Annotated in this window: 27 protein-coding genes and 1 pseudogene; 20 read left to right on the top strand and 8 right to left on the bottom strand. The window is 61.7% G+C overall.

Annotation, left to right across the window (positions count from 1 at the left end; translation table 11 throughout):
- Nucleotides 1–335: 335 nt before the first annotated feature.
- From BN1800_RS12395 to BN1800_RS12385, 3 genes are all read left to right on the top strand, one after another.
- A complete protein-coding gene (locus BN1800_RS12395) occupies nucleotides 336–785 on the top strand; it encodes an RrF2 family transcriptional regulator (RefSeq protein ID WP_027507664.1) in 450 nt (149 codons plus the stop codon).
- Nucleotides 786–923: 138 nt separating this feature from the next.
- The gene (locus BN1800_RS12390; RefSeq protein ID WP_027507663.1) at nucleotides 924–1,310 is read left to right on the top strand and encodes a DUF6152 family protein; all 387 of its coding nucleotides are present in this window, start codon (nucleotides 924–926) and stop codon (nucleotides 1,308–1,310) included.
- A 4-nt stretch (nucleotides 1,311–1,314) separates the two neighbouring features.
- Nucleotides 1,315–1,791 (top strand): DUF6644 family protein, encoded by a 477-nt coding sequence (locus tag BN1800_RS12385; RefSeq protein WP_086997842.1) that lies wholly within the window; start codon nucleotides 1,315–1,317, stop codon nucleotides 1,789–1,791.
- A gap of 75 nt (nucleotides 1,792–1,866) precedes the next feature.
- Here the strand turns inward: BN1800_RS12385 and ampC are convergent, their stop codons facing one another.
- A complete protein-coding gene (gene ampC / locus BN1800_RS12380; RefSeq protein WP_086997839.1) occupies nucleotides 1,867–3,054 on the bottom strand; it encodes a class C beta-lactamase in 1,188 nt (395 codons plus the stop codon).
- Between the two features lie 205 nt (nucleotides 3,055–3,259).
- Between ampC and BN1800_RS12375 the strand changes: the two genes are divergently transcribed.
- Genes BN1800_RS12375 through BN1800_RS12365 form a run of 3 tightly spaced genes read left to right on the top strand, consistent with a single transcriptional unit; the run spans nucleotide 3,260 to nucleotide 4,859 of the window.
- The gene (locus BN1800_RS12375; protein ID WP_086997836.1) at nucleotides 3,260–4,225 is read left to right on the top strand and encodes a LysR substrate-binding domain-containing protein; all 966 of its coding nucleotides are present in this window, start codon (nucleotides 3,260–3,262) and stop codon (nucleotides 4,223–4,225) included.
- Nucleotides 4,226–4,284: 59 nt separating this feature from the next.
- Nucleotides 4,285–4,500: a ribbon-helix-helix domain-containing protein gene (locus BN1800_RS12370; RefSeq protein WP_027507660.1), complete on the top strand. Its 216-nt coding sequence runs from the start codon at nucleotides 4,285–4,287 to the stop codon at nucleotides 4,498–4,500.
- Nucleotides 4,494–4,859 (top strand): type II toxin-antitoxin system VapC family toxin, encoded by a 366-nt coding sequence (locus BN1800_RS12365; protein ID WP_027507659.1) that lies wholly within the window; start codon nucleotides 4,494–4,496, stop codon nucleotides 4,857–4,859. The genes BN1800_RS12370 and BN1800_RS12365 overlap by 7 nt, the downstream gene beginning before the upstream one ends.
- 3 nt (nucleotides 4,860–4,862) lie before the next feature.
- On the opposite strand, the gene betA is transcribed toward BN1800_RS12365, so the two are convergent.
- The 3 genes from betA to betI all read right to left on the bottom strand — a co-directional run bounded on the left by betA (nucleotide 4,863) and on the right by betI (nucleotide 8,890).
- Nucleotides 4,863–6,512 (bottom strand): choline dehydrogenase, encoded by a 1,650-nt coding sequence (gene betA / locus BN1800_RS12360; protein WP_086997832.1) that lies wholly within the window; start codon nucleotides 6,510–6,512, stop codon nucleotides 4,863–4,865.
- A 148-nt stretch (nucleotides 6,513–6,660) separates the two neighbouring features.
- Nucleotides 6,661–8,124, bottom strand: a complete 1,464-nt coding sequence (betB, locus tag BN1800_RS12355) for a betaine-aldehyde dehydrogenase (protein WP_086998095.1) — start codon at nucleotides 8,122–8,124, stop codon at nucleotides 6,661–6,663.
- 178 nt (nucleotides 8,125–8,302) lie between these two features.
- Nucleotides 8,303–8,890, bottom strand: a complete 588-nt coding sequence (gene betI, locus BN1800_RS12350) for a transcriptional regulator BetI (RefSeq protein ID WP_086997829.1) — start codon at nucleotides 8,888–8,890, stop codon at nucleotides 8,303–8,305.
- Between the two features lie 141 nt (nucleotides 8,891–9,031).
- Here betI and BN1800_RS12345 point away from each other — a divergent pair, with 141 nt between their 5' ends.
- From BN1800_RS12345 to BN1800_RS12325, 5 genes are all read left to right on the top strand, one after another.
- Nucleotides 9,032–9,586 carry an HdeD family acid-resistance protein gene (locus tag BN1800_RS12345; RefSeq protein ID WP_086997826.1) on the top strand — a complete coding sequence of 185 codons (555 nt, stop codon included), beginning with the start codon at nucleotides 9,032–9,034 and terminating at the stop codon, nucleotides 9,584–9,586.
- A gap of 180 nt (nucleotides 9,587–9,766) precedes the next feature.
- Entirely contained in the window at nucleotides 9,767–10,009 is a 243-nt protein-coding gene (locus BN1800_RS12340) for a ribbon-helix-helix domain-containing protein (protein ID WP_027507654.1), read from the top strand.
- Between the two features lie 145 nt (nucleotides 10,010–10,154).
- A complete protein-coding gene (locus BN1800_RS12335) occupies nucleotides 10,155–11,960 on the top strand; it encodes a GGDEF domain-containing protein (RefSeq protein ID WP_179213783.1) in 1,806 nt (601 codons plus the stop codon).
- Nucleotides 11,961–12,037: 77 nt separating this feature from the next.
- On the top strand, nucleotides 12,038–13,036 hold the full coding sequence (locus BN1800_RS12330; RefSeq protein WP_086997820.1) for an NAD(P)H-quinone oxidoreductase: 999 nt from the start codon (nucleotides 12,038–12,040) through the stop codon (nucleotides 13,034–13,036).
- Between the two features lie 212 nt (nucleotides 13,037–13,248).
- Complete coding sequence (locus tag BN1800_RS12325) at nucleotides 13,249–13,971, top strand: class I SAM-dependent methyltransferase (RefSeq protein ID WP_244564484.1); 723 nt, start codon at nucleotides 13,249–13,251, stop codon at nucleotides 13,969–13,971.
- A gap of 50 nt (nucleotides 13,972–14,021) precedes the next feature.
- Here the strand turns inward: BN1800_RS12325 and BN1800_RS12320 are convergent.
- Nucleotides 14,022–15,442, bottom strand: a pseudogene (locus BN1800_RS12320) (MFS transporter).
- Nucleotides 15,443–15,547: 105 nt separating this feature from the next.
- Between BN1800_RS12320 and BN1800_RS12315 the strand changes: the two are divergent.
- Complete coding sequence (locus tag BN1800_RS12315) at nucleotides 15,548–16,168, top strand: helix-turn-helix transcriptional regulator (RefSeq protein ID WP_086997818.1); 621 nt, start codon at nucleotides 15,548–15,550, stop codon at nucleotides 16,166–16,168.
- Here the strand turns inward: BN1800_RS12315 and BN1800_RS40280 are convergent.
- Nucleotides 16,165–16,545, bottom strand: a complete 381-nt coding sequence (locus tag BN1800_RS40280) for a hypothetical protein (RefSeq protein ID WP_143533962.1) — start codon at nucleotides 16,543–16,545, stop codon at nucleotides 16,165–16,167. The two genes, BN1800_RS12315 and BN1800_RS40280, sit on opposite strands and share 4 nt — an antisense overlap.
- Nucleotides 16,546–16,578: 33 nt before the next feature.
- Here BN1800_RS40280 and BN1800_RS12305 point away from each other — a divergent pair, with 33 nt between their 5' ends.
- Together BN1800_RS12305 and BN1800_RS12300 are read left to right on the top strand one after the other, a co-directional pair.
- Nucleotides 16,579–17,586, top strand: a complete 1,008-nt coding sequence (locus BN1800_RS12305) for an asparaginase (RefSeq protein WP_086998092.1) — start codon at nucleotides 16,579–16,581, stop codon at nucleotides 17,584–17,586.
- Between the two features lie 140 nt (nucleotides 17,587–17,726).
- Complete coding sequence (locus tag BN1800_RS12300; RefSeq protein WP_086997812.1) at nucleotides 17,727–18,464, top strand: hypothetical protein; 738 nt, start codon at nucleotides 17,727–17,729, stop codon at nucleotides 18,462–18,464.
- Here BN1800_RS12300 and BN1800_RS12295 read toward each other — a convergent pair.
- Complete coding sequence (locus BN1800_RS12295; RefSeq protein WP_027507645.1) at nucleotides 18,439–19,194, bottom strand: DeoR/GlpR family DNA-binding transcription regulator; 756 nt, start codon at nucleotides 19,192–19,194, stop codon at nucleotides 18,439–18,441. The genes BN1800_RS12300 and BN1800_RS12295 overlap by 26 nt on opposite strands.
- Nucleotides 19,195–19,314: 120 nt before the next feature.
- Here BN1800_RS12295 and BN1800_RS12290 point away from each other — a divergent pair, with 120 nt between their 5' ends.
- Nucleotides 19,315–19,671 (top strand): hypothetical protein, encoded by a 357-nt coding sequence (locus BN1800_RS12290; RefSeq protein ID WP_027507644.1) that lies wholly within the window; start codon nucleotides 19,315–19,317, stop codon nucleotides 19,669–19,671.
- Nucleotides 19,672–19,770: 99 nt separating this feature from the next.
- Nucleotides 19,771–20,391 carry a glutathione S-transferase family protein gene (locus tag BN1800_RS12285; protein WP_027507643.1) on the top strand — a complete coding sequence of 207 codons (621 nt, stop codon included), beginning with the start codon at nucleotides 19,771–19,773 and terminating at the stop codon, nucleotides 20,389–20,391.
- 220 nt (nucleotides 20,392–20,611) lie between these two features.
- Here the strand turns inward: BN1800_RS12285 and BN1800_RS41370 are convergent, their stop codons facing one another.
- Nucleotides 20,612–20,767 carry a hypothetical protein gene (locus BN1800_RS41370; protein WP_167333875.1) on the bottom strand — a complete coding sequence of 52 codons (156 nt, stop codon included), beginning with the start codon at nucleotides 20,765–20,767 and terminating at the stop codon, nucleotides 20,612–20,614.
- A 177-nt stretch (nucleotides 20,768–20,944) separates the two neighbouring features.
- On the opposite strand from BN1800_RS41370, the gene BN1800_RS12280 reads away from it, so the two are divergent.
- From BN1800_RS12280 to BN1800_RS12265, 4 genes are all read left to right on the top strand, one after another.
- Nucleotides 20,945–21,841: a LysR substrate-binding domain-containing protein gene (locus BN1800_RS12280; protein ID WP_027507642.1), complete on the top strand. Its 897-nt coding sequence runs from the start codon at nucleotides 20,945–20,947 to the stop codon at nucleotides 21,839–21,841.
- Between the two features lie 103 nt (nucleotides 21,842–21,944).
- Nucleotides 21,945–22,847 (top strand): NUDIX hydrolase, encoded by a 903-nt coding sequence (locus BN1800_RS12275; protein WP_027507641.1) that lies wholly within the window; start codon nucleotides 21,945–21,947, stop codon nucleotides 22,845–22,847.
- 69 nt (nucleotides 22,848–22,916) lie between these two features.
- Nucleotides 22,917–23,888, top strand: a complete 972-nt coding sequence (gene nadA, locus BN1800_RS12270) for a quinolinate synthase NadA (RefSeq protein WP_086997810.1) — start codon at nucleotides 22,917–22,919, stop codon at nucleotides 23,886–23,888.
- Nucleotides 23,885–25,423, top strand: a complete 1,539-nt coding sequence (locus tag BN1800_RS12265) for an L-aspartate oxidase (RefSeq protein WP_086997807.1) — start codon at nucleotides 23,885–23,887, stop codon at nucleotides 25,421–25,423. The genes nadA and BN1800_RS12265 overlap by 4 nt, the downstream gene beginning before the upstream one ends.
- Nucleotide 25,424: the final 1 nt, after the last annotated feature.

The raw sequence follows: 25,424 nt of genomic DNA, 5'->3' as shown, positions 1-25,424 counted from the left end.
AGCAAATATCTCTCCGAAGCCGCTGCAACGCAGAAAAGCAGCCGCCCACACCAACAATCTGGCTCAGGCAGTTTCAATCTCTATAAAATTAGTAGAGTTACACGCCGCCTGTCAATTCGAAATCTGAAGTGATGCCGAAAAATGATGCAGGAGGCGCAATTTCGGCGTAGAATTCTGCCCCTTGGCCGAGCGAGAAAAACAAGGCCAAAATGCTTGTCTTCCAAGGCTTTCGCCTGCGCGTTCAACTTCCGTTCATGCTGGTTGTGCGATAGGGGACAGGTAAGCTTCAGAGGTGGTGCGGCGAGTCGCATCGCTCGTGTGTGTGACGGTCCAAAATGATTACGCAGAAAGCAAAATACGCGCTCCGCGCGCTGACGGTCCTGGCGGAAGCCGATGCCGGCGAGCCCGTCATGATTTCGGATATCGCAGCGCAGCAGAAAATCCCGAAGAAATTCCTCGAGCAGATCCTGCTTGATCTCAAGCATCAGGGCATCGTGGCAAGCCGCCGTGGCAAGGCTGGCGGCTATCTGCTTCTGAAACCGGCCGACATGATTACCTTCGGCGAAATCCTGCGCATTATCGACGGCCCGATCGCGCCGCTTCCGTGCCTTTCGATCACCGCTTACCGCAAATGCGACGATTGCGACGGCGAGCAGACCTGCGAAATCCGTCACGTCTTCGCCAAGGTGGCGGACGCAACGCGCAAGGTGTTGTTTTCGACGACGATCGCTGATGCGGTTGCTCCGGCAAAACGTGGCGCAGAAATCACCCGGCTCCTTGCCTGACCCTAGCCTGCGCTTCGTCCTTCCTCAGTGCCGGCCGCGCGCCCCGAAAATCGCGTTTCAACATTTGGTGAAAAACCTTTCAAACCCGCCGGTCTGCGCCAATTCGGACCTGTTCGCAAAAGGGCAGGGAGAACCGAAATGCGTGTCTTATCCACGAAGCAGATCGTCTTAGGGGCATTCCTGGCGGGCGCTTTTGCCGCCAGCGCCGCGGCCCATCACGGTTGGTCCTGGGCAGAGGCCGAGCAGATGGAGTTGAGAGGGACGATCCAGAATATCTCCATGGGCGGTCCGCATCCCGCGCTCGACGTCGCAACCGCCGATGACGGCGTCTGGCGCGTCGAACTCGCCAATCCGCGCCAGACGGAACGCTCAGGCTTCGTCGAGGGCTCGGCAAAGAAGGGCGACCAGATCGTCGCGATCGGAAACCGCTCGCTGGACCGGAATGAAAAGCGCATGAAAGCCGTGCGGATAACGGTCGGCGAGAAGCGCTACGATCTCTATCCCGAACGAATCCGGACGAATTGACCGCATGACGATCGCGCTTCTGGAATGGCTTGCAGCAACGCCGCTCGCCGTCGCGTTGCGGCGCTCGGCACTCCTCTACATGTTCGTCAACGCCTCGCACATTCTGTCTATCGGCCTGCTGATCGGCGCGATCCTACCGCTCGATCTGAAGCTGATGGGCTTCTTTCCGTCGGTCCCGCTCTCGGTGGTTGGGCCCTTCCTGTCGCGCGCGGCGGCAATCGGCCTGGCCGCGGCCATCGTTACCGGCTTCTGCCTCTTCAGCGTCCGGCCGATGGAATATGCGGGAAACCCGGCGTTTCTGGCAAAGATCGGGTTGCTCGCCCTCGGTGTCTTGAACGCGGGCATTGCGCATGCCGGATATGCATGGCGAAAGTCGATTGCCGGAGCGGTCACTGCAGCGCGCTTGCGTGTGGGAGCCCTGTTTTCAGCAATGATATGGCTTGCTGCCGTCGTCGCGGGGCGATGGATCGGCTTCATATAGCTTGATCTCTGAAAGCGCATTGGCCCGCCATGCCGAATGCGCGCGGTGGGCCATCTTTCAAATCGGAGAGGGTTCTCAGCGAGAACTCGTCGAACCGGGCCGGCCATCCAGCGCCGTCAGTATCCGGTATGCGGCCTTCACACGCGCCGGATTGGGATAGTTCCTGTTCGCCAGCATCACGATGCCGATACCCTTGGCGGGAACGAAGGCGACATAAGCGCCGAAGCCGTTCGTGGAGCCGGTTTTATTGACGAGTATGTCGCCCCGTGGCACAAGCGGCGGGGTTAGCCTAGTCGCCTCATTTGGCTGGCGCGCCATCTCCGCGGAATTTCCCGCAAGCAGCCGGTCGAGCTCCACCGGATAGGCATACATCTCCCATCCCAGGCCCTGCACCATATCGCCGACTTTGTAGTATCCGGTATGCGTTGCGGCGATCGCGCGCTGGAGCGTTTCGTCCAGCTTGGCGTTATCCATATTCGCCTCGACGAACCTGAGCAGGTCAGGCGCCGTCGTCTTCACGCCATAGGCTTCCGAATCCAGAACGCCCGGCGTCACGCGAACAGGCTTGCCATCTTTCGAATAGCCGTAAGCATATTCGTTCATGCGGTCCTGCGGAATCGTGATGTAGGTCCGGGTCAGGCCAAGCAACGGAAAGAGCTTCTTTTCCATCAGGTCGTCAAATGGCTTGCCCATGCTTCTGGCCGCGAGATAGCCAAAGAGGCCGATGCTCGGATTAGAGTAGACCCGACGCGTACCGGTGGCGTAGCCCGGGCGCCAGCCTCTAAAGTAGGCGACCATACCCTCCTGATCATTCACATCATCCGGAAACTGCAGCGGCAGGCCACCGGCCGTGTAAGTGCCGAGATCAAGAAGGCTGATCTTGTCGAAGCTGCTGCCGGAAAGCGCCGGCAGATACTTGCTCGCGTTGTCGGAAAGGGAAAGAGCTCCCTTTGCCTGCGCGTAGGAGGCAAGCGTCGCGGTGAAGGTCTTGCTGATGGAGCCGATCTCGAAAATCGTGTCCCCGGTGACCTTTGCATCGCTCTTCCTGGAGGCGACGCCGTAACCAAAGAAATATCGCTCTTCTGGGGTCGTGATCGCCACAGCGATACCCGGAACATTATACTCTTCCATGATGGGCCGGATCGCCGCGTTCACGACGCGCTCGATCCGGCTTTGGTCTTCGTCAGCGGCATGGGCGCAGGCACCGGCAAAAAAGGAGGCGGCAAGAATAATCCCAAACTTTGGAATGCAAATCTTTTTCATGGCGGATACAAGCCTTCGTATTTGCGCAATCGCGTTTTGCGAGCGACAACAGGTAATCAGTATGTCTTTCGATGCCTGCAAACCCGGTTTGCTGCGTTGGACGCATATCGAGGGGACCGGAACAGGTAAGGCGGATATACGAAGTCTATACGCGCTCAACAAACGACGATATTTTGCCCGCGCTATTAGAAAAATTTGGGTTTGAATGGTCCGTCCTCATCTGCCGTTGAATGCGCTTCGAGCCTTTGAGGCATCGGCGCGACATTTGAGTTTCACCAGAGCGGCAATCGAATTGTGCGTTACGCAGGCTGCCGTCAGTCACCAGGTCAAGGCACTGGAAAGCCAGTTGAACGTCACCTTGTTCACGCGGCTTCCGCGCGGTCTCATGCTGACGAGCGAAGGCGAGACGCTGCTGCCAACATTGCGGGAGGCCTTCGACCGTATTGCCGGGGCGTTGGAGCGTTTCGAAGGCGGCCGCTACCGCGAGGTTCTCAGGGTGGGTGCTGTCGGAACCTTTGCCGTCGGCTGGCTGCTGCCGCGCCTGCCTGCCTTCAAAGCGCAAAAGCCGTTCGTCGACCTGCGCCTCTCAACAAACAACAACCGCGTGGATATCGCCGCCGAAGGCCTCGATTATGCGATCCGTTTCGGAACGGGCGCATGGCATGGCGTTGACGCGTTGCGGCTTTTGGATGCACCGCTTTCGGTTCTCTGCATTCCCGAAATCGCCGAGCAACTGAAAGTACCGGCCGATGTGTTCAAGCATACGCTCTTGCGTTCCTACAGGGCCGACGAATGGCCGCAATGGTTTTCTGCGGCAGGCGTTCCGGCAGACGTGCCCCTACCGAGCAGCATCGTTTTCGACTCCTCGCTTGCCATGATGGAAGCTGCGCTGCAGGGCGCAGGCGTTGCCCTGGCGCCGCCATTGTTGTTTTCCCGTCATCTGCACGCAGAAGTCATCCGGCGGCCTTTCGACATCGTTGTGACGATGGGAAGCTATTGGCTGACGCGCCTGCAATCGCGCCCCGAGTCGCCGGCAATGGTTGCCTTCCGGGACTGGCTTGTTGAAGTCGCGACGGCGGAGACCGGGCTAACCGTGGCTGACCGCGAAGCTGACGCTGGTTCGAGCGTGCCGCGGGACTTGCGCTCGCAGCCACGGTTTCCAGGTTCATAAGAATCTTGCTCGCTGAAATTATTCGATATACATATCATATATCAGCAGGAGAGTATATCGTGCGGACCCTGATCGATATCGGCGAAGCAGAATTAAAGGCGCTGGATGAGATGGCGAAGAGCGAGAACGTGTCGCGCGCCTCGCTAGTCCGCAAAGCTGTGAACGATTTTCTGGCGCGTCATGAACGTATCAGGCAAGACGAGGCTTTCGGGCTTTGGGGCGACAGAAAAATTGACGGACTTGAATACCAGGATAAAGTTCGAAACGAATGGTGAAAGCGCTCTTCGATACGAACATCCTGATCGACTATCTCAACGCCATACCGGAGGCCCGCGACGAACTTGATCGCTATGAACGCCGCGCCATCAGCATCATCACGTGGATGGACGTTTTGATTGGCGCTGCTCACGAGGTCGAGGCGGCGACACGAAGCTTCTTGAATAGCTTCCAGGTCATTGCGGTTGACAGTGCGATAGCGGAGGGCGCTGTTTGCTTAAGGCAGCGTCATCGGATCAAATTGCCGGACGCGATCATCTGGTCCACCGCCGATACCCATTCCCTGCTCCTGGTGACGCGCAACACCAAGGACTTTCCGGCGGATAATCCTGGCATCCGCGTCCCATATCTGCGTTGATCCTCACCGGTCGCTCAATGCCCAGAGCGGATTGGCCCAGGGCTCCTGGTTCGAGCGCGGCAGCGGCTGCTTGCCGAGGATATGGTCCGCCGCCTTTTCGCCGGTCATGATCGAGGGGCCGTTGAGGTTGCCGTAGGTGATATGCGGGAAGATCGACGAGTCGGCAACGCGCAGGCCATCGACGCCGATGACGCGGGTTTCCGGATCGACGACAGCAAACGGATCGTCCTTGGCGCCCATCTTGCAAGTGCCGCAGGGGTGGTATGCGCTTTCAAGATGCTCGCGCAGGAACGCATCGATCTCGTCGTCCGTCTGCACTTTCTCGCCCGGCTGGATCTCCGCCCCGCGATACGGATCGAAGGCCTGCTGGCCGAAGATCTCTCGCGTGAGGCGCACGCAGTGGCGGAATTTCTCCCAGTCTTCCGGATGGCTCATATAGTTGAAGCGGATGACGGGATCGGCCTTCGGATCGGGCGAGCGCAAGGTGACGGCGCCGCGTGACTTCGACAGATTGTAGCCGACATGCACCTGGAAGCCGTGGCTCTTCGCCGCCGCCTTGCCGTCATAGCTGATCGCCACCGGCAGGAAGTGATATTGGATGTCCGGCTGCCTGATGCCGGGCGCCGAACGCAGGAAGGCGCAGGCCTCGAACTGGTTGGAGGTGCCGAGACCCGAGCGCGCGAACATCCATTGCGCGCCCGCGACCCCCTGCCAGAACCAGGGCAGCCAGGAATAGAGCGAGACTGGCTTGGTGCTGATTTGCTGGAAATAGAATTCCATATGGTCCTGCAGGTTGGCACCGACGCCCGGCCGCTCTGCCTTCACCTCGATACCGTGCTCCTGCAAATGCGCGCCTGGGCCGATGCCGGAAAGCATCAGAAGCTTCGGCGAGTTGAAGGAGGAGGCAGAGACGATCACCTCGCGGTTCGCCTTGATGATCTCGGTCTTGCCGCCGCGCGCGATCTCGACGCCGGTGGCGCGGCCGTTTTCGATGACGATCTTGCGCGCCAGGCCGTAGGCGATGTCGACATTCGGCCGCCGCAGCGCGGGCTTCAGATAGGCGCTCGCCGCCGACCAGCGGCGGCCGCGGAAGATGGTTTGCTCCATTAGACCGAAGCCTTCCTGCTTCGAGCCGTTGTAGTCGTCCGTCGCCTCAAAGCCCGCCTGCTTGCCCGCCTCGATGAACGCGTGGAACAGCGGATTGCGGAAGCCGCCGCGCTGCACGTGCAGCGGGCCGTCGGTGCCGCGCCAGCCTTCCTCGCCGCCGTGCGAATGCTCCATGCGCTTGAAGTAGGGCAGCACGTCGGCATAGGCCCAGCCGTTGGCGCCGAGCTCCTCCCAGCGGTTATAGTCCTCGGCATGGCCGCGCACATAGACCATGCCGTTGATCGAGGAGGAGCCGCCGATCACCTTGCCGCGCGGCGCGGTGATGCGCCGGTCGTTGAGGGCAGGCTCCGGTTCGGAGAGGTAGCCCCAGTTGTAGCGCTTCATGCTCATCGGCCAGGCGAGTGCCGCCGGCATCTGGATGAACGGCCCGAAATCGCTGCCGCCCGCCTCGATGACGATCACGGTGTGCTTGCCGTCTTCCGAGAGACGGTAGGCAAGCGCTGAGCCTGCCGAGCCGGAGCCGATGATGACGAAGTCTGCTTGCATGATGTACCCTCGGTATTTGTCTCTTCCCCTCCCCAACACGGGGGAGTGGCTCAACCTGCTGAATCGTCCTGCCTGAAAGCAGCGCGCCGAATACTCTGAAGGCGCTTGGGGTTGAAAGCGGTGCTGGAGGGGTCTTCTTAACCCGCGATCAATAAGGCGCCACCACCGGCCCCATGCCCACGTAAACCGTCTTCAGCTCCGAATAATGCTCCAGCGCCGCAATCGAATTCTCCCGTCCGAAGCCCGATTGTTTCGAACCGCCGAATGGGATCTCGACCGGGCAGAGGTTGTAGGTGTTGATCCACAGCGTACCGGCTTCGAGCTGGTCGACGACGCGGTGGGCGCGCGTCAGGTCGGCGGTGAAGACGCCGCCGGAAAGGCCGAATTCGGAGGCGTTAGCACGGCCGATCACCTCTGCCTCGTCGTCGAAGTCCAACACGCACATCACCGGCCCGAAGATCTCCTCGCGGGCGATCGTCATCCCGTCGGTCACGTCGGCAAAGACGGTCGGCTGGACGTAATAGCCTTCGCCCGAAACGTTGTTCGGAATGCCGCCGCCGGTGACGAGCGTCGCCCCCTCGGACTTGCCCTTGTCGATGTAGCTCAACACCTTCTGCCGCTGGTCGAAGGAAACCATCGGGCCAAGCTGCGTTGCCTCGTCCATCGGATCGCCGATCAGGATCGCCTCGGTGCGGACCTTCAGCCGCTTCAGGAATTCGCCCTTGATCTTCCTCTGTACGAAGACGCGCGTGCCGTTCGAGCAGACCTGGCCGGTGGAGTAAAAATTGCCGAGCATCGCGCCGCCGACGGCGCTGTCGAGATCGGCATCGTCGAAGACGATCAGCGGCGACTTGCCGCCGAGTTCCATCGTTACATGCTTGAGATGGCTGGCGGCAGAGGCGGCGACCTTGCGGCCAGTCGGCACCGAGCCGGTGAGCGACACCTTCGCCACGTCCGGATGATTGACAAGGAGCGGTCCGGTGTCGCGGTCGCCCTGGATCACGTTGAAAAGGCCACTCGGCAGGCCTGCCTCGTGGAGGATTTCGGCGATCTTCAGCGCGCCGAGCGGTGTATTTTCCGACGGCTTGAAGACCATCGCATTGCCGGCGATCAGCGCAGGCGCCCCTTTCCAGCAGGCGATCTGCTGCGGATAGTTCCAGGCGCCGATGCCGACGCAGACACCGAGCGGCACGCGCTTCGTATAGGCAAAATCGCCGCCGAGCGGGATATAGGAGCCGTTGAGGCCGGCCGCCGCAATGCCGCCGAAGAACTCGAAGCTGTCGGCGCCGGAGGTTGGGTCGGCGACGATGGTTTCCTGGATCGGCTTGCCGGTGTCGAGTGTTTCGAGTTCGGAAAGCTCGCGATTCTTCTCGCGCATGATCTCGGCAGCGCGCTTCAGGATGCGGCCGCGTGCCGTCGGGCTCATCGCCGCCCATTCCGGCTGCGCGCGCTTGGCAGCCGCGATCGCCTTCTCGACAATGGCAGGTGTTGCCGCATGCAGCCGCGCGATCACTTCGCCGGTGGCCGGATAGATGCTCTCGATGACGCTGCCTGCTTCGTCCTCGACATATTCGCCGTCGATAAAGTGCGACGCTTTCGGCTGGGCTTTCATGGGTTCGGTCCTCGGTTTGGCGTTTTTGTAAGGCGAGGCTGCGACATGCATCTGCCCCTCACCCTAACCCTCTCCCCGCGAGCGGGGACTGGGACGCTGCGGGCGACTCTCCTTCTCCCCGTCAAAACGGGGAGAAAGTGGCCGGCAGGCCGGATGAGGGGCTTTGAAGGACGCAACGTCATTCCTTCACCCTGTCCAATTGCATCGTCACATAATCCTCCGTCAGTCCGATCGAAGCCTCGATGCTGATCGGTGCCGATTTCAGACTTTGACGGATATAGAGCCCGTCGATCATCGCAGCCGCGCCTTCGGCGATGCGTTCCGCGGCATCTCGCGGGCACAGCGCCTTGAGGTTGGCAAGCAGGTTCGAACGCAGCCGGCGGGCATAGATGACGAGGAAGCGGCGCGTCTCTTCCGAGCGCTGCGCCTCGGCATAGAAGGCGAGCCATGCGGCGATCGTTTCCGGCGCGAACTGATCGGCTTGGAAGCTGACGCGGATGACGGTCGAGAGCTTCTCGCGCGGTGTCCTTGCCGCTTTCAGCGCCGTTACCGTGTCGTCGTGCAACTGCCTGAGCAGCGAACGGATCGTCTCGATCAGAAGCTGTTCCTTGCTGCCGAAATAGTGATGCGCAAGGGCAGGGGAAACGCCGGCCTGGCGCGCGATCTCGGACATGGTGACGCTCAGCGAGCCATGATCCCCGATCACGCGCAGCGCAGCGTCGACGAGCGCCTTGCGGCGCAGAGGTTCCATTCCGACTTTCGGCATGACGGCCAGCTCCCGGTAGTTCGATGCATCTTATTTTTGATTGACTGATCAATCAATAAAAATCTTTTAGAGAGTTTGAGAGGCCTCAACCTTTCCTGTGCGCGATTCTGCAGCATATCAACGGCGATCAGGAGGTGTGTCATGGCTGGCGTCTTCGATGGAGTACCATCCTCGTCACTGCAGTCGAAGTGGATCTGGTTCGTAGGCCTCGGCGTACTGCTGTTGATCTGCGGCCTGATTGCGATCGGGAATCTGCTTCTCGCCACGGTGGTATCGGTCTATTACGTGGGAATGCTGATGCTGTTCGGCGGGATCATCTATCTCATCCACGCCTTTCAGGTGCGCGGCTGGGAGCACATCCTCTTCTGGGCGCTGAGCGGCGTGCTTTACGTGCTCGCAGGCATATTCGCCTTCATTAATCCGATCCTCACCTCGGCCGCGCTGACGCTCTTTCTCGCCGTCGCTCTGCTGGTCGCCGGTGTTTTCCGCGTCTTTATCGGCCGCCGCATGAAGCCACTCAAGGGATGGGGCTGGATCGTCGTAAGCGGCGTTGTTACCGCGCTTGCAGGCTTCGTGATCGCGCTCGGCTGGCCGGTAAACAGCCTCTGGGTCCTGGGTCTTTTCCTGGCGGTCGATCTCATTCTCCAGGGCTGGACGATGATTGCTTTCGGCATCGGCCTTCGAAGCGTGCAATGAGGCTGTCCACAGGCTGTGCTCACGGAATGTTTCTTTTTTGACAAGCATGTGAGGCGGGACTAAAATTCAAAAGATACCAAGGCGCCGGCAGATGACATTGCCGGAACAGATGTCATGAGTGGTCATGCATCCCGCGTAGGGCAGGTTCTGCCCCAAAAGAAAAACGAAGGGAGGAAGTTCATGCCGATGGTCACAGTTTCCATATCACCGGTTCAGGCAGCAGGCATCCGCGAAGCCGTCGATCATGGTGGCTATGCATCGAGCAGCGAAGTCGTCCGTGAGGCGCTGCGCCTATGGGATGCTGCCCGCAAGCTCGCAGAATATCGCGACGACGTTCTGAATGACGAGGACCGCGCGAGTGGAAGCCGCTGCGTTGCAGATATGTTTGCCGATCACGAAGCGGAACGTCGCCGTTCAGCCTGACTAAGCCTTTGATCGGAATGGATCGGGACGCTGACGCGCTCCGGTCCGAAGCTTTCACAAAAGTTTCATATTCGCGAAAGGGTTCATTGACCCTTTGTCATCATCTTCGCTGCGAAAAAGAAGACTTCACAGTGGAGAATTTGGCATGTCTTTGGCTGCCGCCGTCGAACCGGGCGTATTGCGCCGTTATGCCAGCGATCAGATCGTGACGCTTGCGAAGCTCGTCATCGAAAATGCTTTCCAGCCGATCGTCGAAGCGGGTACGGGCACGGTTTTCGGGTACGAGTCCCTGATGCGCGGGCAGGAGCGCATCGGCTTCGATTCCCCTGTTGAAATCCTTGATGAGGCGCATCGAGCAGGCCAATTGCTGCAGCTGGAACAGATGGTCGCCAGCCGTGCGCTCGCCAAGTTCGCGACACTCGGCAATTATTCGGGCTCGACGCTTTTCCTTAATCTCGACGTTCGCCTGATCCCGCACGGCGATCGCCTGATTGAAACCCTGCTCCACCACCTGAAGGCCGCCAACATCCCGCCGTCGTCGGTCTGCTTCGAATTCTCCGAGCGTTTCGACAATACCAGCGTGCCGGAATTCGAGGCCCTGGTCTCCAAGCTCCGCAAGACCGGCTTCAAGCTTGCGATCGACGACTTCGGCGTCGGTCACGGCGAAATGAAGCTGCTTTGCGACTATGCCGTCGATTACCTCAAGATCGACCGCCACTTCGTCGCCGACATCGACCGCAAGCCGCGCAAGCGCCACCTGTTGAAGAATATCGTCAACATCGCCCATGTGCTCGGCACCCGGGTGATCGCGGAGGGCATCGAATCCGAAGCGGAATTCCTCGCCTGCCGCGAATATGGCGTCGATCTCGTCCAGGGCTGGTTCATTGCCCGGCCGACGCCGCATACGTCCGAACTTGTGTCCTCGTTCCCGCATCTGCAGGATCTCGGCAAGAGCAAGCACAACACGCAATCGCTCGATGAAATCCTCATCCGCAAGCAGATCGAGGTGCTGCCGACCGTCTATGAGAACGACAGCATCGACACGGTCTTCGAACTCTTCCACCGCAATCCGCGCCAGGCCTACTTCCCGGTGCTGAACGCCAACGGCGAACCGCGCGGCATCATCCACGAGCATCATCTCAAGGAATATATCTACCAGCCCTTCGGCCGCGATCTCCTGAAGAACAAGGTCTATGGGCGCACGATCTCGCACTTCGTCGAAATGGCGCCAATCGTCGGCCTCGATTCCGACGCCGAACGGCTGATGACGATCTTCGCCAATATGGAAGGGAGCAACTGCCTGATCCTAACGGACAACATGCGCTATGCCGGCGTCGTCTCCGCCGCCTCGCTCATCAAGGTCATCAACGAGAAGCAGCTGAAAACCGCGCAGGACCAGAACCCGCTGACCAGCCTGCCGGGCAACCGCGCCATCCGCGATTTTATGCGCCAGTGCGGGCGCGACGGCGACGAGGTGCGGCATTTCTGCTATTGCGACTTCGACAACTTCAAGCCCTTCAACGATGCCTACGGTTTCCATCTCGGCGATCATGCGATCTCGCTCTTTGCCGCGCTGATGCGCCGTTACTTCTTCGCTGAGCGTCATTTCCTCGGCCATGTCGGCGGCGACGATTTCTTTATCGGCGTCGTCGGCTGGACGAAGGAAGAGCTGACCGAAATCCTCAACCGGCTCATCAGCGATTTCCACGACGATGTGCTCGATCTCTACTCCGACGAAGACCGTGCTGCCGGCCGCATCCGTGGTCACGACCGCGCCGGCACGGAAGCGCTTTTCCCGTTGATGCGTTGCTCGATCGGCGTGCTTGAACTGCCGGAAGGTCTGGTGATCGACGATATCAATCGGGTCAGCGCCGAAATCGCCCATATCAAGGCCGAAGCGAAGGATAGCGCCGACGGGCTGATCTTCCATCCGCTGGGCGAGGCGAATTGACGCCTCTGGCACTTCTCGCCTTCCCAAGCACCGGAGGCTGAATTATCTCCTGTGCTTTCGGAATGAGGAGACCGGTCATGCCCCTGCCAGCGAACATGCGTTTCGTCGATCTGCCGAGCTTCGGCGCGCCGGAAGCCATGAGGATTGCGACCGGACCTGTTCCGGTGCCCGACGCGGGGCAGATCCTGGTCCGCGCGCAGGCGATCGGCATCAACCGTCCGGATGTGGCGCAGCGCCAGGGAACATACCCGCCACCGAAGGAGGCAAGCCCCATTCTCGGACTGGAGCTTTCCGGCGAAGTGGCGGCCATCGGTCCGGGCGTTGCCGGATACGCGGTCGGCGACAAGGTCTGCGGCCTCGCCAATGGCGGCGCCTATGCCGAATATTGCCTGCTGCCCGCAGGCCAGGTTTTGCCCTTTCCGAAGGGCTATGATGCGGTGAAAGCCGCAGCCCTGCCGGAAACCTTCTTCACCGTCTGGGCGAACCTTTTCCAGATGGCCGGGCTGACGGAGGGCGAAAGCGTCCTCATCCACGGGGGTTCCAGCGGCATCGGCACCACGGCGATCCAGCTCGCCCGTGCCTTCGGCGCCGAGGTCTATGCGACCGCAGGCGCGGCGGAGAAATGCGATGCCTGCGAAAAGCTCGGCGCGAAGCGGGCGATCAATTACAAGAGCGAGGATTTCGCCGACGTTATTAAGGCCGAAACCGGCGGCCATGGCGTCGATGTCGTGCTTGACATGATCGGTGCTGCCTATTTCGAAAAGAACCTCGCTTCGCTTGCCAGGGACGGCTGCCTGTCGATCATCGCCTTGCTCGGCGGGGCCGTGGCCGAAAGGGTCAACCTCGCGCCGGTCATGGTCAAGCACCTGACCGTCACAGGCTCGTTAATGCGTCCGCGTACGGCGGAGGAAAAACGCGCCATCCGCGACGATCTACTCTCCCAGGTCTGGCCGCTCCTCGAAACCGGCAAGGTCGCCCCCGTCATCCACAAGACCTTCGCCTTCGAGGATGTCGTTGAAGCGCACAGGCTGATGGAAACGAGCAGCCATATCGGCAAGATCATGCTGATTGTTTAACGTCAGCTTCGGACCAGCATCGGTGCACAAGATAGAGCCGATCCTGGCCGAGTATGAGTCTCCGGGATCGCAGAACTGTCGTCTGACCGAAACCCGGCCCCGAGACTGCGCATCCTGATGTGGCGTTGATTGCGCGTTGTACGGTCCCTACGAGGAATACAATGGCTCTATTCCACTCTTGCCCCATTTGCCGCAGCAGGATTCCGCATTTCGTGCCGCTTCCGCGTTATTATGTCGATAAGGCGACCGAACACGGCTTTCCCTATCGGATCGATGAATTCGAAACCATCAACCATCAAGCCTATAGCTGCCCCAATTGTCACTCGAGCGACCGTGACAGGCTCTACGCTCTGTTCCTGACGCCGGTGTTTCAGCGCCTCAATCAGGCGCAGCCGTTCCGGTTCCTGGATATCGCCCCCGGCCGCTCTTTAAGCTTTTGGTTGAAAACCCACCCGCATATCTTCTACCGCAGTTGCGACATGTATATGCCGGAAGCGGACGACAAGGCGGACATCCACAATCTGCCTTATGCGGACGAGACCTTCGATTTCGTTCTCTGCTCGCACGTGCTCGAACACGTCGACGATCCGGTGCGCGCCACCGCTGAAATCCGGCGTGTTCTGAAGCAGGACAGCATCGCTATCCTGATGGCGCCGATCTGCCTGTCGATCGAGGACAATTATGAAAACCCCGAAGTGACGACGCCGGAAGGCCGCTGGCAGCATTTCGGCCAGGACGACCATGTGCGCATCTTCTCGAAACCGGGGTTCATAGACGTGATCCGGCGGGCAGGCCTTGCCGTGCAGGAAGTTCCGGTCACCGAATTCCTGACGCCCGAGGTTTGCGATACCTACGGCATCGGTCTCCGCTCCGTTCTTTATCTCGGCGTGAAGCAGCAGGCTGTCCAGCAAGAGCCGGAGCGCAACGTCGCCTGAGATCGCGCCAACCTCTCAGTTGTGGAAGAGGCGCCCCGAGGCGCCTCTCTTCAATTTCGGCCTTCTTTCAGTGTCAGTGCCGCCGCGATCGTCACGATGCCCGGCAGCGCCATGGCGGTGTAGAGCCACTGGGCTGCCGAGATGCTGCCGGCGATGCCGCCCGGTGTGACGAGTCCCGTGCCGTTCGCAATGACGCCCGCGACCGCCGCCCCGAAGGCGCCGCCCAGCGACTGCACGGTCGAGATCGCCGCGGATGCCTTATCCTGTTCGGCGCTGCTGACGAGGCGCAGCACTTTTGTGACAAGATGCGCCCATCCGAGGCCGACGCCGAAGCCCATCATCAGCATTGCGACAGCCGCCGGTCCGAGAATGGCAAGGCTTGCCATCTGGTTGTTCTGTGCCAGGAAGATGGCGAGAGAGGCGGTCGCCAGCGCTTCGACGATACAGCCGGCGACGATCGCATTGCTGGTACGCCGGCCGGTCAAGGAGCCGCTAAAGAAGGCGGCAATCGTCCAGCCGAGAGCGACAAGCGCCGTGAGATAGCCGGAGATCAGCGGCGTCACCCCATGCAGAACCTGCAGGAAATAGGGAATATAGATGTCGCTGACGAGGATGAACAGCAGCACGAACATAGTGAGATAGACGCGCGCGACCGGCTTGGCGAGCGTGACCGAGCCTGTCGGCAGAAGCCGGTTGCCGCCCCGCCGTTCCATCACCAGCATCAGCGAAATCGAGATGACGGAGAGGCCGATCAGAGCAGCCTTCGTTCCCGTATGGTCGACGGTTCCCGCGATGCTGACGAGGAGCACGGCGGCAAGCAGCAGGCAGATCTGCAGGATTGGCGTCCTGCCGTGCACACGGTCATCTGTCGCCTTCGGCAGCAGCCATGGCGCAAGAGCGGCCATCAGCAGGCTGAGCGGCACGATGATGATGAAGGCGTATCGCCACGCGCTTCCTTGCGAAAACAGGCCGCCTGCGCTGGGGCCCAGCAGGGTCGCAACACCCCAGATCGCGGCATAAAGCGTCGAGGCTTTCGACCACAGCGGCTCCGGATAGGCGAAGCGGACGAAGGCGTAGGCAAGCGCTGCGAGGACGCCAGCACCGAACCCTGAATGGCGCGCCCGGCGAGCACCGCTTCCATGACAGGTGCTGCAGCGCAGAGCAGGCTGCCTGTTGCGAAAATCAGGGCGCCACAGACATAGGCGCCACGCAAGCCCATGCCGCGCGGTCGCATGGCGACGAAGATCGAACCGAGAACGGCGGCGGCAACGAAGAGCGTCGTCACCCAGGCAAGCAGCGCCAGTCCGCCGATGTCGCGGACAATCGAGGGCGCAACGGTGGCCGTGATATAGCTCTCGACCGCATAGAGCGTCACGCCGCCGCCGAGCATCAGCGTGGCGGGCAGTAAGGACGGCGTGAAAAGCTGGAAGACGGATGATTGCGGCGCGGCGGCCTGATCGACACTGGCCATGACAATTACCTTGATGTTTTCCCTAGCGGATCATTATTTTCCAAGTTATAAGTTGGAAAATTACATGCCTGCCTCATTAAAGCAAGCGACGACTTGGAAAAATAAATGCGTCAATCGCCTGCCAACCGTATCCTGCTTCTGCTGAAGACCGATGGGCCGCAACGCGCCGCGTCGGTCGGAGATGCGCTCGGTATTTCGTCGGAAGCGGCGCGCCAGCAGCTGACTAAGCTTGCCGGCGATGGTCTTGTCGCGCCGCTGGCCGAGCCGGGTGCGGGCAGGGGGCGGCCCGGCCAGCTCTGGCATCTGACCCCCGCCGGCAACCAGACCTTTCCGGATGGCCACGCGGAATTGACCGCGACCCTTCTGAGCACCGTGGTCAAGACGCTGGGCAGCAATGCGCTCGATACCATCATCGCGGCCCGCGAAGCCGAAACCATGAAGCGCTACCGGGAGGAGGTCTCGGCTTCCGATCTCGCTCTGCGCGTCAGTCAGCTTGCGGCGGTCCGCACCCGCGAAGGTTACATGGCCGACAGCTGGATGGAAGAGGACGGCTCCTTCATGCTGGTCGAAAATCACTGCCCTATCTGCGCCGCGGCGAGCGCCTGCGCCGGCTTCTGCCGTTCCGAGATCGAGACCTTCCGCAATGTGCTCGGTGCCAATGTCGAGCGGTCCGAGCATATTCTCCTCGGCGCTCGCCGCTGCGCCTACCGGATCAGCCCGCTTTAAGCCAGTTGGCGAACCTGTCGCTTGCTACTATCAAGGAAGAGCAGCATGCCGATCGCGCACAGTCCGGTCACGGCTCCAAGCACCGCCGCTCCCGAGTAGTCTGTGATTGTCGTTCCCACCGCGAAGATGAGCGCGCTTACGCCGCTGCTGACGAAGGAGGTGACCGAAATAAGCGAGCTGCCGAGCCCGATGATCGTGGAGAATGGACGAAAAGGCGGATGGCATGGCATGGCTCCCTGCGCCACACCTTTAAGGCCAACGTTCCTGCCCGAAAAACGATAGTTTACGATGAGAGCAGTCAATTCATTTGATAGGTGTTCGCAGGGTCGATCGGCGTAATGCTTGCGGTTGGCAAAAGCCTCGGCAGCCAGTATCAAGGCTCACCCGCTCCATCATCCGGATTCCTGCTCATGTCCAATCCCGTCACTGTCGAAGTCACTCGCGGCTCGCTCGTCGAAAGCCGCCATCGCGGCACGGTGGTCGCCGTCGACGGCGATGGCAAGGTGGTGTTCGGGCTCGGCGATGTCGACGCCGGTTTTTTCCCGCGTTCCTCCTGCAAGGCCATGCAGGCGCTGCCGCTGGTCGAAAGCGGCGCTGCGGATGCCTATGGTTTCGGCAACAAGGAGCTCGCGCTCGCTTGCTCTTCGCATAACGGCGAGGACGAGCATGTGGCCCTTGCCGCCGCCATGCTGGCGCGCACCGGCCGCGGCGTCGAAACGCTGGAATGCGGCGCCCACTGGTCGTCGAGTCAGAAGACGCTGATCCACCAAGCGCGCGCGATCACAGCACCGACGGCGCTGCACAACAATTGCTCCGGCAAGCATGCCGGCTTCGTCTGTGCCTGCTGCCATCGCGATATCGATCCGAAGGGCTATGCCGGTTACGAGCATCCGCTGCAGCAGGAGATACGCGGGACGATGGAGAGCCTCACCGGCGCCGTGCTCGGCCGCGACAATTGTGGCACAGACGGCTGCTCGATCCCGACCTATGCCGTGCCGCTGCGCGGCCTTGCGCATGGCTTTGCCAAGATGGCGACCGGCGTCGGCCTCGAGCCATTGCGTGCCAAGGCCTCGCGCCGTCTTTTCGACGCCTGCATGGCAGAGCCCTTCTATGTCGCCGGCACGGGCCGCGCCTGCACGGAGCTGATGCAGATCGCGCCGGGCCGGATTTTCGCCAAAACCGGCGCCGAGGGCGTCTTCTGCGCAGCAATTCCCGACGAGGGCATCTCGATTGCCGTGAAGTGTGAGGACGGGACGACCCGCGCCGCCGAGGCCATGGTGGCGGCAGCGCTTGCCCGGTTCTTCGAAAAGCACAGCGAGGTTCACGCGAAGCTGATGGCGATGGCCGTCAAGCCGATGCACAATTGGAACGGCATCCATGTCGGCGACATTCGCGTCACGGCTGCGCTTCTCGCTTAGGACGTGCCGTTACGATACAGGGCGCTGTTGATATCAGTAATTCCTAATATGCATTAAACCAAGTCCCGCGAGAATGGATGCGCGCCTGCGCATTTGTCCTACCATGGTGCGGCGTTCGACCCGCGCCATGAGGGCAGAATATGTTTGCAGGCCGCTATCTCTGGTGGATGCTGATCGCCGTCGCGATCTTCCTGTTCTTTTCTATGTGCTTCGATTACGTGACCTGGGCGATCGTCGCGATCTCCGGCTGCGCCGAGATCGCCGGTTCCTGCGGCCCGATCGTGATCACCATGTCCGGCGCGATAAAACCTGCGGGCATCGGGCTTGCGGGCGCCATCATGGTCCTCTGCACATTCGCCCGTCTGCGCTACCTGTCGGTTAACTGGCTCTGGGCAGCCGTCGTGCTCGTCTGGTTTTCGGCGTCGGCGGCCTTCCCGGGAATTCTCGCGGGCGGCTGGACCGGCCAGCTGCGGCCGGAAATGGTTCTTGAAAGTCTGCCGGTGGCCTTCCTCTTCGTTACGGTGTTCTGCAGCTATCTCGTCATCGCATTCGAAGAGGGGAAGACTGTTCCCTTTGGCCAATGGGCCTGGCTGCGGGCCGTCATCTGGATTGCCGCGGGCTACGGCGTACTTGCAGCAATCGCTGAAACGGCAGGCTTCGGCGCCCTCCCGGCGCGCATGCTCGGCATGCCGTGGATCGCTTCCGCGATTGCCGAGCTCCAGCCTCGTCTCGCGGCAATCCTCGATCTCGGCACCGGCAGCATGCTGCCGGCCTATGCCGTGCTCGCGGTCTTGGTGGCGGCGCTTTTGGCAAGCCTCCCGCCGCGGGAGGTCGCGCGGCTAACGGCACCCTTCATGCTTCGAGGAACGCGGCATTGAGCGCCCGGTAGGGCGCAAGCCGCTCTTCCGGCATTCCCGCCGAAACGATCAGTCCCGCAACATGCGCAATACCGAGCACGGGGCAGGGCGAAACGAGATCGAATTTCTCCTCGGTCAGCAGCACATGGGTTTCGGCTGCACAATGCGCGATATGCCGCTTGATCGCCGCCTCCTCGAAATCGCCGGTCGATAGCCCGTGCACGGGATGGGCAGCGGTCACGCCGAGGAAGAAGATATCAGGCCTGAGCTGCGAGATCGCCGCCATGGCCGCAGCGCCGGTTGTCACCATCGAGTGCTTGTAGAGCCGCCCGCCTACGAGAATGATGTCGGCGGTCGGGTGGTGCTCCAGCTCTACCGCGATCGTCGGGCTGTGTGTTGCGACGGTAAAGGAGATGCCGCGCGGCAGATGCCGGGCGATCTCCGCCGTCGTCGTCCCGCCGTCGAGAAAGATCATCTGCCCCGCCTTCACCATTTGCGCCGCCTTGGCGCCGAGCCGCTGCTTGGCATCGGACGAAACGCTCCGCCGCGCCGAGAAATCCGGCAGGTCGGGCGCAATCGGCATCGCGCCACCATGCACCCGCTTCAGCAACCCTTCCGCCGCCATCTCCCGAAGGTCGCGCCGGATCGTGTCTTCGGACAGCGCGAAATCTTCGGCGAGGCGCTTGGCGATCACCTGGCCGTCACGGCGCAGGATGTCGAGGATCAGGGATTTGCGTTGCGTTGTCAGCATCTGCTCTGCACGAAAATAAACGAATTATCACGATAATGCCTGAAATGACTCGACATGCAAGCGATTTCGCGCATTATCGCGAAATCCCGTGCATGAAGCCGGGGATTATGGAGTCTGACGATGTTGATTTTGATTGCAGGGCCATACAGGTCCGGAACCGGCGATGATCAGGTAAAAATGGCGGCCAACCTGAAGCGGCTGGAGGAGCCGTCCTACGCGCTCTTCAAGGCGGGTCATGTGCCGATGATCGGCGAATGGGTGGCCCTGCCGGTCTGGAATGCAGCCGGCGGCAAGTCGATCGGTGACGATCTCTACGAGGGAATCTTCCACCCGGTCGCCCACCGCCTTTTGCAGCTTTGCGAGGGCGTGCTGCGGCTGCCGGGGGACTCCAAGGGTGCCGACAACGACGTCCGTATCGCCCGCGAGCGCGGCATTCCGGTCTGGTACAAGCTGGAAGACGTGCCGGGCTGCGGGTGAGCCGCATGATCGGGCCGGGGCTGGCAGCGGCCCCGATTTCCGCCATGGGCACGGCGTGACGGCTGCGCTATATAAACCTCCCGAAATGGAGTCTCGATCATGCTGACATTGTATTTCGCGCCAAGCACCTGTGCGCTGGCAAGCCTTATCGCGCTGGAGGAATCCGGCCTTACCTTTGAAGCAAGGAAGATCAGCTTCCAGGACAATGAGCAGCGATCTCCGGAATACCTGAAGATCAACCCGAAGGGCCGGGTGCCCGCGCTCGTCACGGATCGCGGCATCGTCACCGAAACGCCGGCGATCCTCTCCTACATCGCGCAGACTGCCCCGGCGGCTAGGCTTGCGCCGCTCGACGACCCCTTCGAGTTCGCCCGCCTGCAGGCCTTCAACAACTATCTCTGCTCGACCGTGCATGTGAACCATGCACACAAACGGCGCGGCTCCCGCTGGGCCGACGATCCCGCCGCGCACGAGGCCATGCAGGCCAAGGTGCCGCAGACCATGGCGGAAAGCTTTGAGCTGATCGAGGAGACGATGCTCGAGGGTCCCTGGGTTATGGGCGAGCAGTATTCCGTCGCCGATCCCTATCTCTTCACCATGACCGGCTGGCTGCGCGGCGACGGCGTCGACCCCATGCGCTTCGCCAAAGCCACCGCCCACTACGCCCGCATGATGGACCGCCCGGCGGTGCAGCGGGCGCTGACGATTGAAAAGGGGTGAGGGAGGGTTTTGCTGCCTCTTCATCAAGTCAGGCGAGGCGGAGGCACCCTCGGCACGTCAATAGCAGGCAAGGGCAAGGGAGCGGCAAGCACGGCGTAGCATTTTTGCGCTGCCCTCTCTTCCCCCTCATTCCTGTCGCAAGGACAGGAATGAGGGGGAAGAGGACTGGTAGAGCCAAGCCATTACCGTCGTCGTGGAAAGGCTCCCACGAAAATCACACTCATTTCGAAAGCGGCCGCACTTCGTAGCGCGTCGGCTTCGGCGCCGGAAAGTTGAAAGGCAGGTCGGCCAGTTGCCGCAGCGACATCGTGGCGATCTCCGGATGCGACAGCGGGTCCTCGCCCTCGGAAGCCTTCGCGTCGCATGAGTTGCTCAAGAAAAACTTCAGCAATGACATGGTATGCCTCGCTTTCTCTGGTTCGGAAATGCGCAGAGCCGCGGCGAAACTGCCTCACCGATGCAAGCGCTCCGATCATCGTTGATGATCCCAATATCGGAGCCATGAGGAACCTTTTCAATTGAGATTACCAGTGATGCATTATAGAAAAGCTATATGCGGAATCTCAACTCGGTGCATTTAAACGGGCTGCGCGCGCTGGAAGCCGTCGGGCGTCTCGGCTCGCTGCAGCTTGCCGCCGAGGAGCTCGGCGTCTCGGTCGGCGCCGTCAGCCAGCAGGTCATCAAAGCGGAGGGACAGCTCGACCAGCTGATCTTCGAGCGGACGCCGAAGGGCATGGTGATAACGGAAGCGGGCGCGCCCGTGCTTGCCGCCCTGACGGAAGGCCTTGCCCGCATGTCGCAGGCCGTCTTGATCGCACAGCGCCGCGACGATACGGTGCTGACGATCTCCGTCGCTCCGGTTTTTGCTGCCCGCTGGCTCGTCTGGCGGCTCGATCGCTTCGCGGCGCGTTTCCCGGATATCAAGCTGCGTCTCGATGCGACCACGAACCTCATCAACCTTTCGGCCTCTGATGTCGATATCGGCATCCGTGTCGGTGCGGGAGAGTGGCCGGGCGTCAAGGCTGAACTGCTTCTGGAGCAGGAAGTGTTTCCGGTCTGCGCGCCCCAGATGGCGCGCGATCTGACGGCGCCGGCCGATATCCTGAAGCTGCCGGCTGTCATCGATGGCCGTGCCATGTTCGGCTGGGAGGTCTGGATGCGCGAGGCAGCCCTCTCGGGCTCGGCGCCGGCAACGCGCCATGTTTTCAACGATGCTTCGCTCTGTCTTGACGCGGCCATCGCCGGGCAGGGCGTCATGCTCGCCTGGCAGACGCTCGCGGATTATTCGCTGCAGGCCGGCCAGCTCGCCGTCCCCTTCGGCATCCGCGCGAAGACCGGCTTCGGGCATTATTTCGTGACCGCCGAAGGTGCGCGGGAGCCGAAGAAGGTGAGGGACTTCAAGGCCTGGATTCGCGAGGAGATGGCCGGAACGGTGAAGCTCTTTTCTTGAAGCTGGACTGGCCGGATTGCGTACTCGCGCCTGCATTGGCTTTGCCTGACATGTGTGGCAAAGCTGTCCAGACAACTGCACTGACAGAGGATGATCTTCGCCCGTGCCCATTGGCGTCGCCCACGCAGAACTGATCGCAGTCCTTGCCGCCGTCACCGGCGACGACCCGCGCGTCATGACGGTCAGCACCGGCGAGGCGCTGCCTTCCGGCTCCTTCGAGATGGGGCACCGCACGCTGCAGAGCGGCCTGCGGGAATGGATCCAGGAGCAGACGGCGCATCCGGTCGGCTATCTCGAGCAGCTTTATACATTCGCCGATCGCGACCGGCAGAACGAGATCCTCGGCGGACGAACGATCTCGATCAGCTATCTGGGGCTCGTGCGGGAGCACCCGGCGCCGGGTGCGGGGCGTGCGGGCTGGCATAGCTGGTACGAGTATTTTCCGTGGGAAGACCACCGCAAAGGCAAGCCGCCGGTCTTCGATGCGCTTGTCGACCGGCTGCGGCGCTGGGAAACGGCCGATGCCGCCTGGCAGGAGCACCGCAAGCGCCGGGTCGCCTTCACCTTCGGCCTGGATGGCGCGGTTTGGAACGAAGATCTTGCCCTGCAGCGCTACGAGCTCTTGTATGAGGCGGGCCTGGTCGCGGAGGCAGGCGCAACTGGAGCGGAAAACCCGGGCCGCCGGATGTTTGCCGATCACAGGCGGATTCTCGCGACCGGCATCGCCCGGCTTCGGGCGAAGATCAAATATCGCCCGGTCGTCTTCGAGCTCATGCCGGAGAGCTTCACGCTGCTACAGCTTCAGCGCAGCGTCGAGGCACTGGCGGGACTGACGCTCCACAAGCCGAATTTCCGCCGGCTGATCGACCAGCAGCAACTGATCGAGGAAACCGGCGAGATGGCGAGCGAAACTGGCGGCCGCCCAGCAAAGCTCTTCCGTTATCGGCATGCCGTTCTCGAAGAGCGCGCGCTGTCCGGCTCGAAACTCCCACTCTCCCGCGCTTGACATAAACTCAAATCGAGAATAATTAGCTTTGCCCTATATATACTCATTTGGAGTATAAAGGAGCTCGCCATGAATTCTCCCGTGTCCGCGTCCTCTCTCTATGACCGCGTCAGCCGCGTCATTCCCAAGGCGGAATGGCTGAGCTTCCAGGATGATGTCGAAGCGATCCTCGATCTGAAGCGCCGCCGCAACGCGGTCATCCTCGCCCATAACTACCAGACGCCGGAGATATTCCACGGCGTGGCCGACATCGTCGGCGACAGTCTGGCGCTGGCCCGCAAGGCGATCGAGGTGGATGCCAAGGTCATCGTCCTTGCCGGCGTCCACTTCATGGCCGAGACGGCAAAACTCCTCAATCCCGGAAAGACGGTGCTCATTCCCGATATGGGCGCCGGCTGCTCGCTGGCCGATTCGATCACGCCGGAGGATGTCGCGCTGTTGCGGCAGGCCCATCCCGGTGTCCCGGTCATCACCTATGTGAACACCTCGGCGGCGGTGAAAGCCGCTTCGGATATCTGCTGCACCTCGGGCAATGCCAAGCAGGTGGTCGAATCGCTCGGCGTGCCGCGCGTGCTGATGATCCCGGACGAATATCTCGCCCGCAACGTTGCGAAGGAGACCGATGTCGAGATCATCGCCTGGCACGGCCACTGCGAAGTGCACGAGCTCTTCAATGCCGACGACGTCCGCCAGCTTCGCGAAAACTATCCCGGCGTCACCGTGCTCGCCCATCCCGAATGCCCGCCGGATGTCGTCGCCGAAGCGGATTTCGCCGGCTCCACGGCCGTCATGTCCGATTATGTTGGGAAGAAGCGCCCGGCGCGCGTCGTGCTGCTCACCGAATGTTCGATGAGCGACAATGTCGCTGTCCACTACCCCGACGTCGAGTTCATCCGCCCCTGCAATCTCTGCCCGCACATGAAGCGGATCACGCTTTCGAATATCCGCACGGCGCTGGAAGAAAACCGCCACGAAGTCACCGTCGACCCGGCCATCGCCGTCGCTGCGCGGCGGGCCGTGGAAAGGATGCTGGCGATATGACCGAAATCCTGACGCAGCTTGCCGGCCGCCCTGTCATCGTCGGCAGCGGCATTGCCGGGCTGATGGCGGCGCTCGCGCTTTCGCCGCAGCCGGTCGTGCTGATCACGCAAGCCGCGCTCGGCGCTCAAACTTCGAGTGCCTGGGCGCAGGGAGGCATCGCGGCAAGCATCGGTGCCGGTGACAGCGCAGTCCTGCATCTTGCCGATACGCTTTCCGCCGGTGACGGCCTGTGTGATCCGGAGGTTGCCGCCGGCATCGTAAGCGAAGCGCCAGCGATGATCGCCGCGCTGGAGAAATACGGCGTCCGCTTTGACAAGAATGCCGCAGGTCGGCTTGCGCTCGGGCTGGAGGCCGCCCATTCCCGTCCGCGCATCGTCCATGCCGAAGGCGACGGCTCGGGTGCTGCCATCATCCGCGCGCTGGTACAGGCCGTCTCGGCCACGCCGTCAATCACCGTACTGGCCAATTTCGAGGTCCGGCGCCTGCTTCTCGCAGACAGTGCGATCGGCGGCGTCCTATGCGCGTCCGGCGGACAGGCTTTCATCGTGTCGACGCCTCATGTCTTGCTCGCTACCGGCGGCGTAGGCGGACTTTACGAGGCGACCACCAATCCCGTCGGCAATTTCGGGCAGGGCATAGCGCTTGCGGCAAGGGCAGGGGCCGAGCTTGCGGATATGGAATTCGTGCAATTTCACCCGACGGCGCTCCGCTCGAAGCGCCGGCCGCTGGCGCTCGTCAGCGAGGCGGTGCGCGGCGAGGGAGCTGTGCTCATCAACGAGCTCGGCGAGCGCTTCATGGCGGGTGAGCCTGCTGCCGAACTTGCGCCGCGCGACGTGGTGGCGCGCGCGATCAGCGCCGAGATTGCGCGTGGCGGCAAGGTCTATCTCGATGCCCGAGAGGCGCTCGGCGCTCGCTTCGCAAGCCGCTTTCCGGTGATCGATACTCTCTGCCGCGAAGCGGGGATCGATCCGGCGCGTCAGCTGATCCCTGTCGCCCCGGCTGTGCACTACCACATGGGCGGCGTGGCCACGGATGAGAACGGCCGCAGCTCCGTTCCCGGCCTCTGGGTTGCGGGCGAGGCGGCCTCGACCGGCCTCCACGGCGCCAATCGGCTTGCCAGCAATTCGTTGCTCGAAGCCGCGGTCATGGGCATGCGCTCGGCCGGGGATATCGCCGGCACGGCGACATCCCTGCGGCCAACGGTGATCGAACCGCTGCCGCCGCGGCCCGACGCATCGCCGATCCGGCGGATTGTCTCCGCCCATCTCGGCGTGCTGCGGCACGGCGGCACGATCCACAGCGCGATCGGCGCTCTTTTGCCCTTCATCGAGGAGGAGGGGCCGGCGACGGATCCCGCCACCGTCGCGCTGCTGATTGCCGCCTTCGCGGCGCTGCGGACGGAATCGCGCGGCGCCCATGCACGAACCGACTTCCCGCTCAAGCATGCGCATGCCAAACGCCGAAAGATGAATTTCTCTCATGTTTTGAATTTTGCGCGGGCCGTCGCATCCAATCACCTTGCCAGGAGCGCTTGAC

The sequence above is a fragment of the Rhizobium sullae genome (assembly GCF_900169785.1).
GTDB lineage: Bacteria > Pseudomonadota > Alphaproteobacteria > Rhizobiales > Rhizobiaceae > Rhizobium > Rhizobium sullae.
This window is presented reverse-complemented; position numbering and strand designations above follow the sequence as displayed.

Bases quoted from the DNA above. Each gene is read 5' to 3' on its own strand.
- BN1800_RS12280 (WP_027507642.1), top strand. From the start codon at position 20,945: ATGCGGAATCTCAACTCGGTGCATTTAAACGGGCTGCGCGCGCTGGAA.
- ampC (WP_086997839.1), bottom strand. From the start codon at position 3,054: ATGAAAAAGATTTGCATTCCAAAGTTTGGGATTATTCTTGCCGCCTCC.
- betB (WP_086998095.1), bottom strand. From the start codon at position 8,124: ATGAAAGCCCAGCCGAAAGCGTCGCACTTTATCGACGGCGAATATGTC.
- BN1800_RS12300 (WP_086997812.1), top strand. From the start codon at position 17,727: ATGTTTGCAGGCCGCTATCTCTGGTGGATGCTGATCGCCGTCGCGATC.
- BN1800_RS12305 (WP_086998092.1), top strand. From the start codon at position 16,579: ATGTCCAATCCCGTCACTGTCGAAGTCACTCGCGGCTCGCTCGTCGAA.
- nadA (WP_086997810.1), top strand. From the start codon at position 22,917: ATGAATTCTCCCGTGTCCGCGTCCTCTCTCTATGACCGCGTCAGCCGC.
- BN1800_RS12285 (WP_027507643.1), top strand. From the start codon at position 19,771: ATGCTGACATTGTATTTCGCGCCAAGCACCTGTGCGCTGGCAAGCCTT.
- BN1800_RS12385 (WP_086997842.1), top strand. From the start codon at position 1,315: ATGACGATCGCGCTTCTGGAATGGCTTGCAGCAACGCCGCTCGCCGTC.
- BN1800_RS12375 (WP_086997836.1), top strand. From the start codon at position 3,260: ATGGTCCGTCCTCATCTGCCGTTGAATGCGCTTCGAGCCTTTGAGGCA.
- betI (WP_086997829.1), bottom strand. From the start codon at position 8,890: ATGCCGAAAGTCGGAATGGAACCTCTGCGCCGCAAGGCGCTCGTCGAC.
- betA (WP_086997832.1), bottom strand. From the start codon at position 6,512: ATGCAAGCAGACTTCGTCATCATCGGCTCCGGCTCGGCAGGCTCAGCG.
- BN1800_RS12365 (WP_027507659.1), top strand. From the start codon at position 4,494: ATGGTGAAAGCGCTCTTCGATACGAACATCCTGATCGACTATCTCAAC.
- BN1800_RS12290 (WP_027507644.1), top strand. From the start codon at position 19,315: ATGTTGATTTTGATTGCAGGGCCATACAGGTCCGGAACCGGCGATGAT.
- BN1800_RS12265 (WP_086997807.1), top strand. From the start codon at position 23,885: ATGACCGAAATCCTGACGCAGCTTGCCGGCCGCCCTGTCATCGTCGGC.
- BN1800_RS12295 (WP_027507645.1), bottom strand. From the start codon at position 19,194: ATGCTGACAACGCAACGCAAATCCCTGATCCTCGACATCCTGCGCCGT.
- BN1800_RS12345 (WP_086997826.1), top strand. From the start codon at position 9,032: ATGGCTGGCGTCTTCGATGGAGTACCATCCTCGTCACTGCAGTCGAAG.
- BN1800_RS12395 (WP_027507664.1), top strand. From the start codon at position 336: ATGATTACGCAGAAAGCAAAATACGCGCTCCGCGCGCTGACGGTCCTG.
- BN1800_RS12335 (WP_179213783.1), top strand. From the start codon at position 10,155: ATGTCTTTGGCTGCCGCCGTCGAACCGGGCGTATTGCGCCGTTATGCC.
- BN1800_RS12315 (WP_086997818.1), top strand. From the start codon at position 15,548: ATGCGTCAATCGCCTGCCAACCGTATCCTGCTTCTGCTGAAGACCGAT.
- BN1800_RS12340 (WP_027507654.1), top strand. From the start codon at position 9,767: ATGCCGATGGTCACAGTTTCCATATCACCGGTTCAGGCAGCAGGCATC.
- BN1800_RS12390 (WP_027507663.1), top strand. From the start codon at position 924: ATGCGTGTCTTATCCACGAAGCAGATCGTCTTAGGGGCATTCCTGGCG.
- BN1800_RS12330 (WP_086997820.1), top strand. From the start codon at position 12,038: ATGCCCCTGCCAGCGAACATGCGTTTCGTCGATCTGCCGAGCTTCGGC.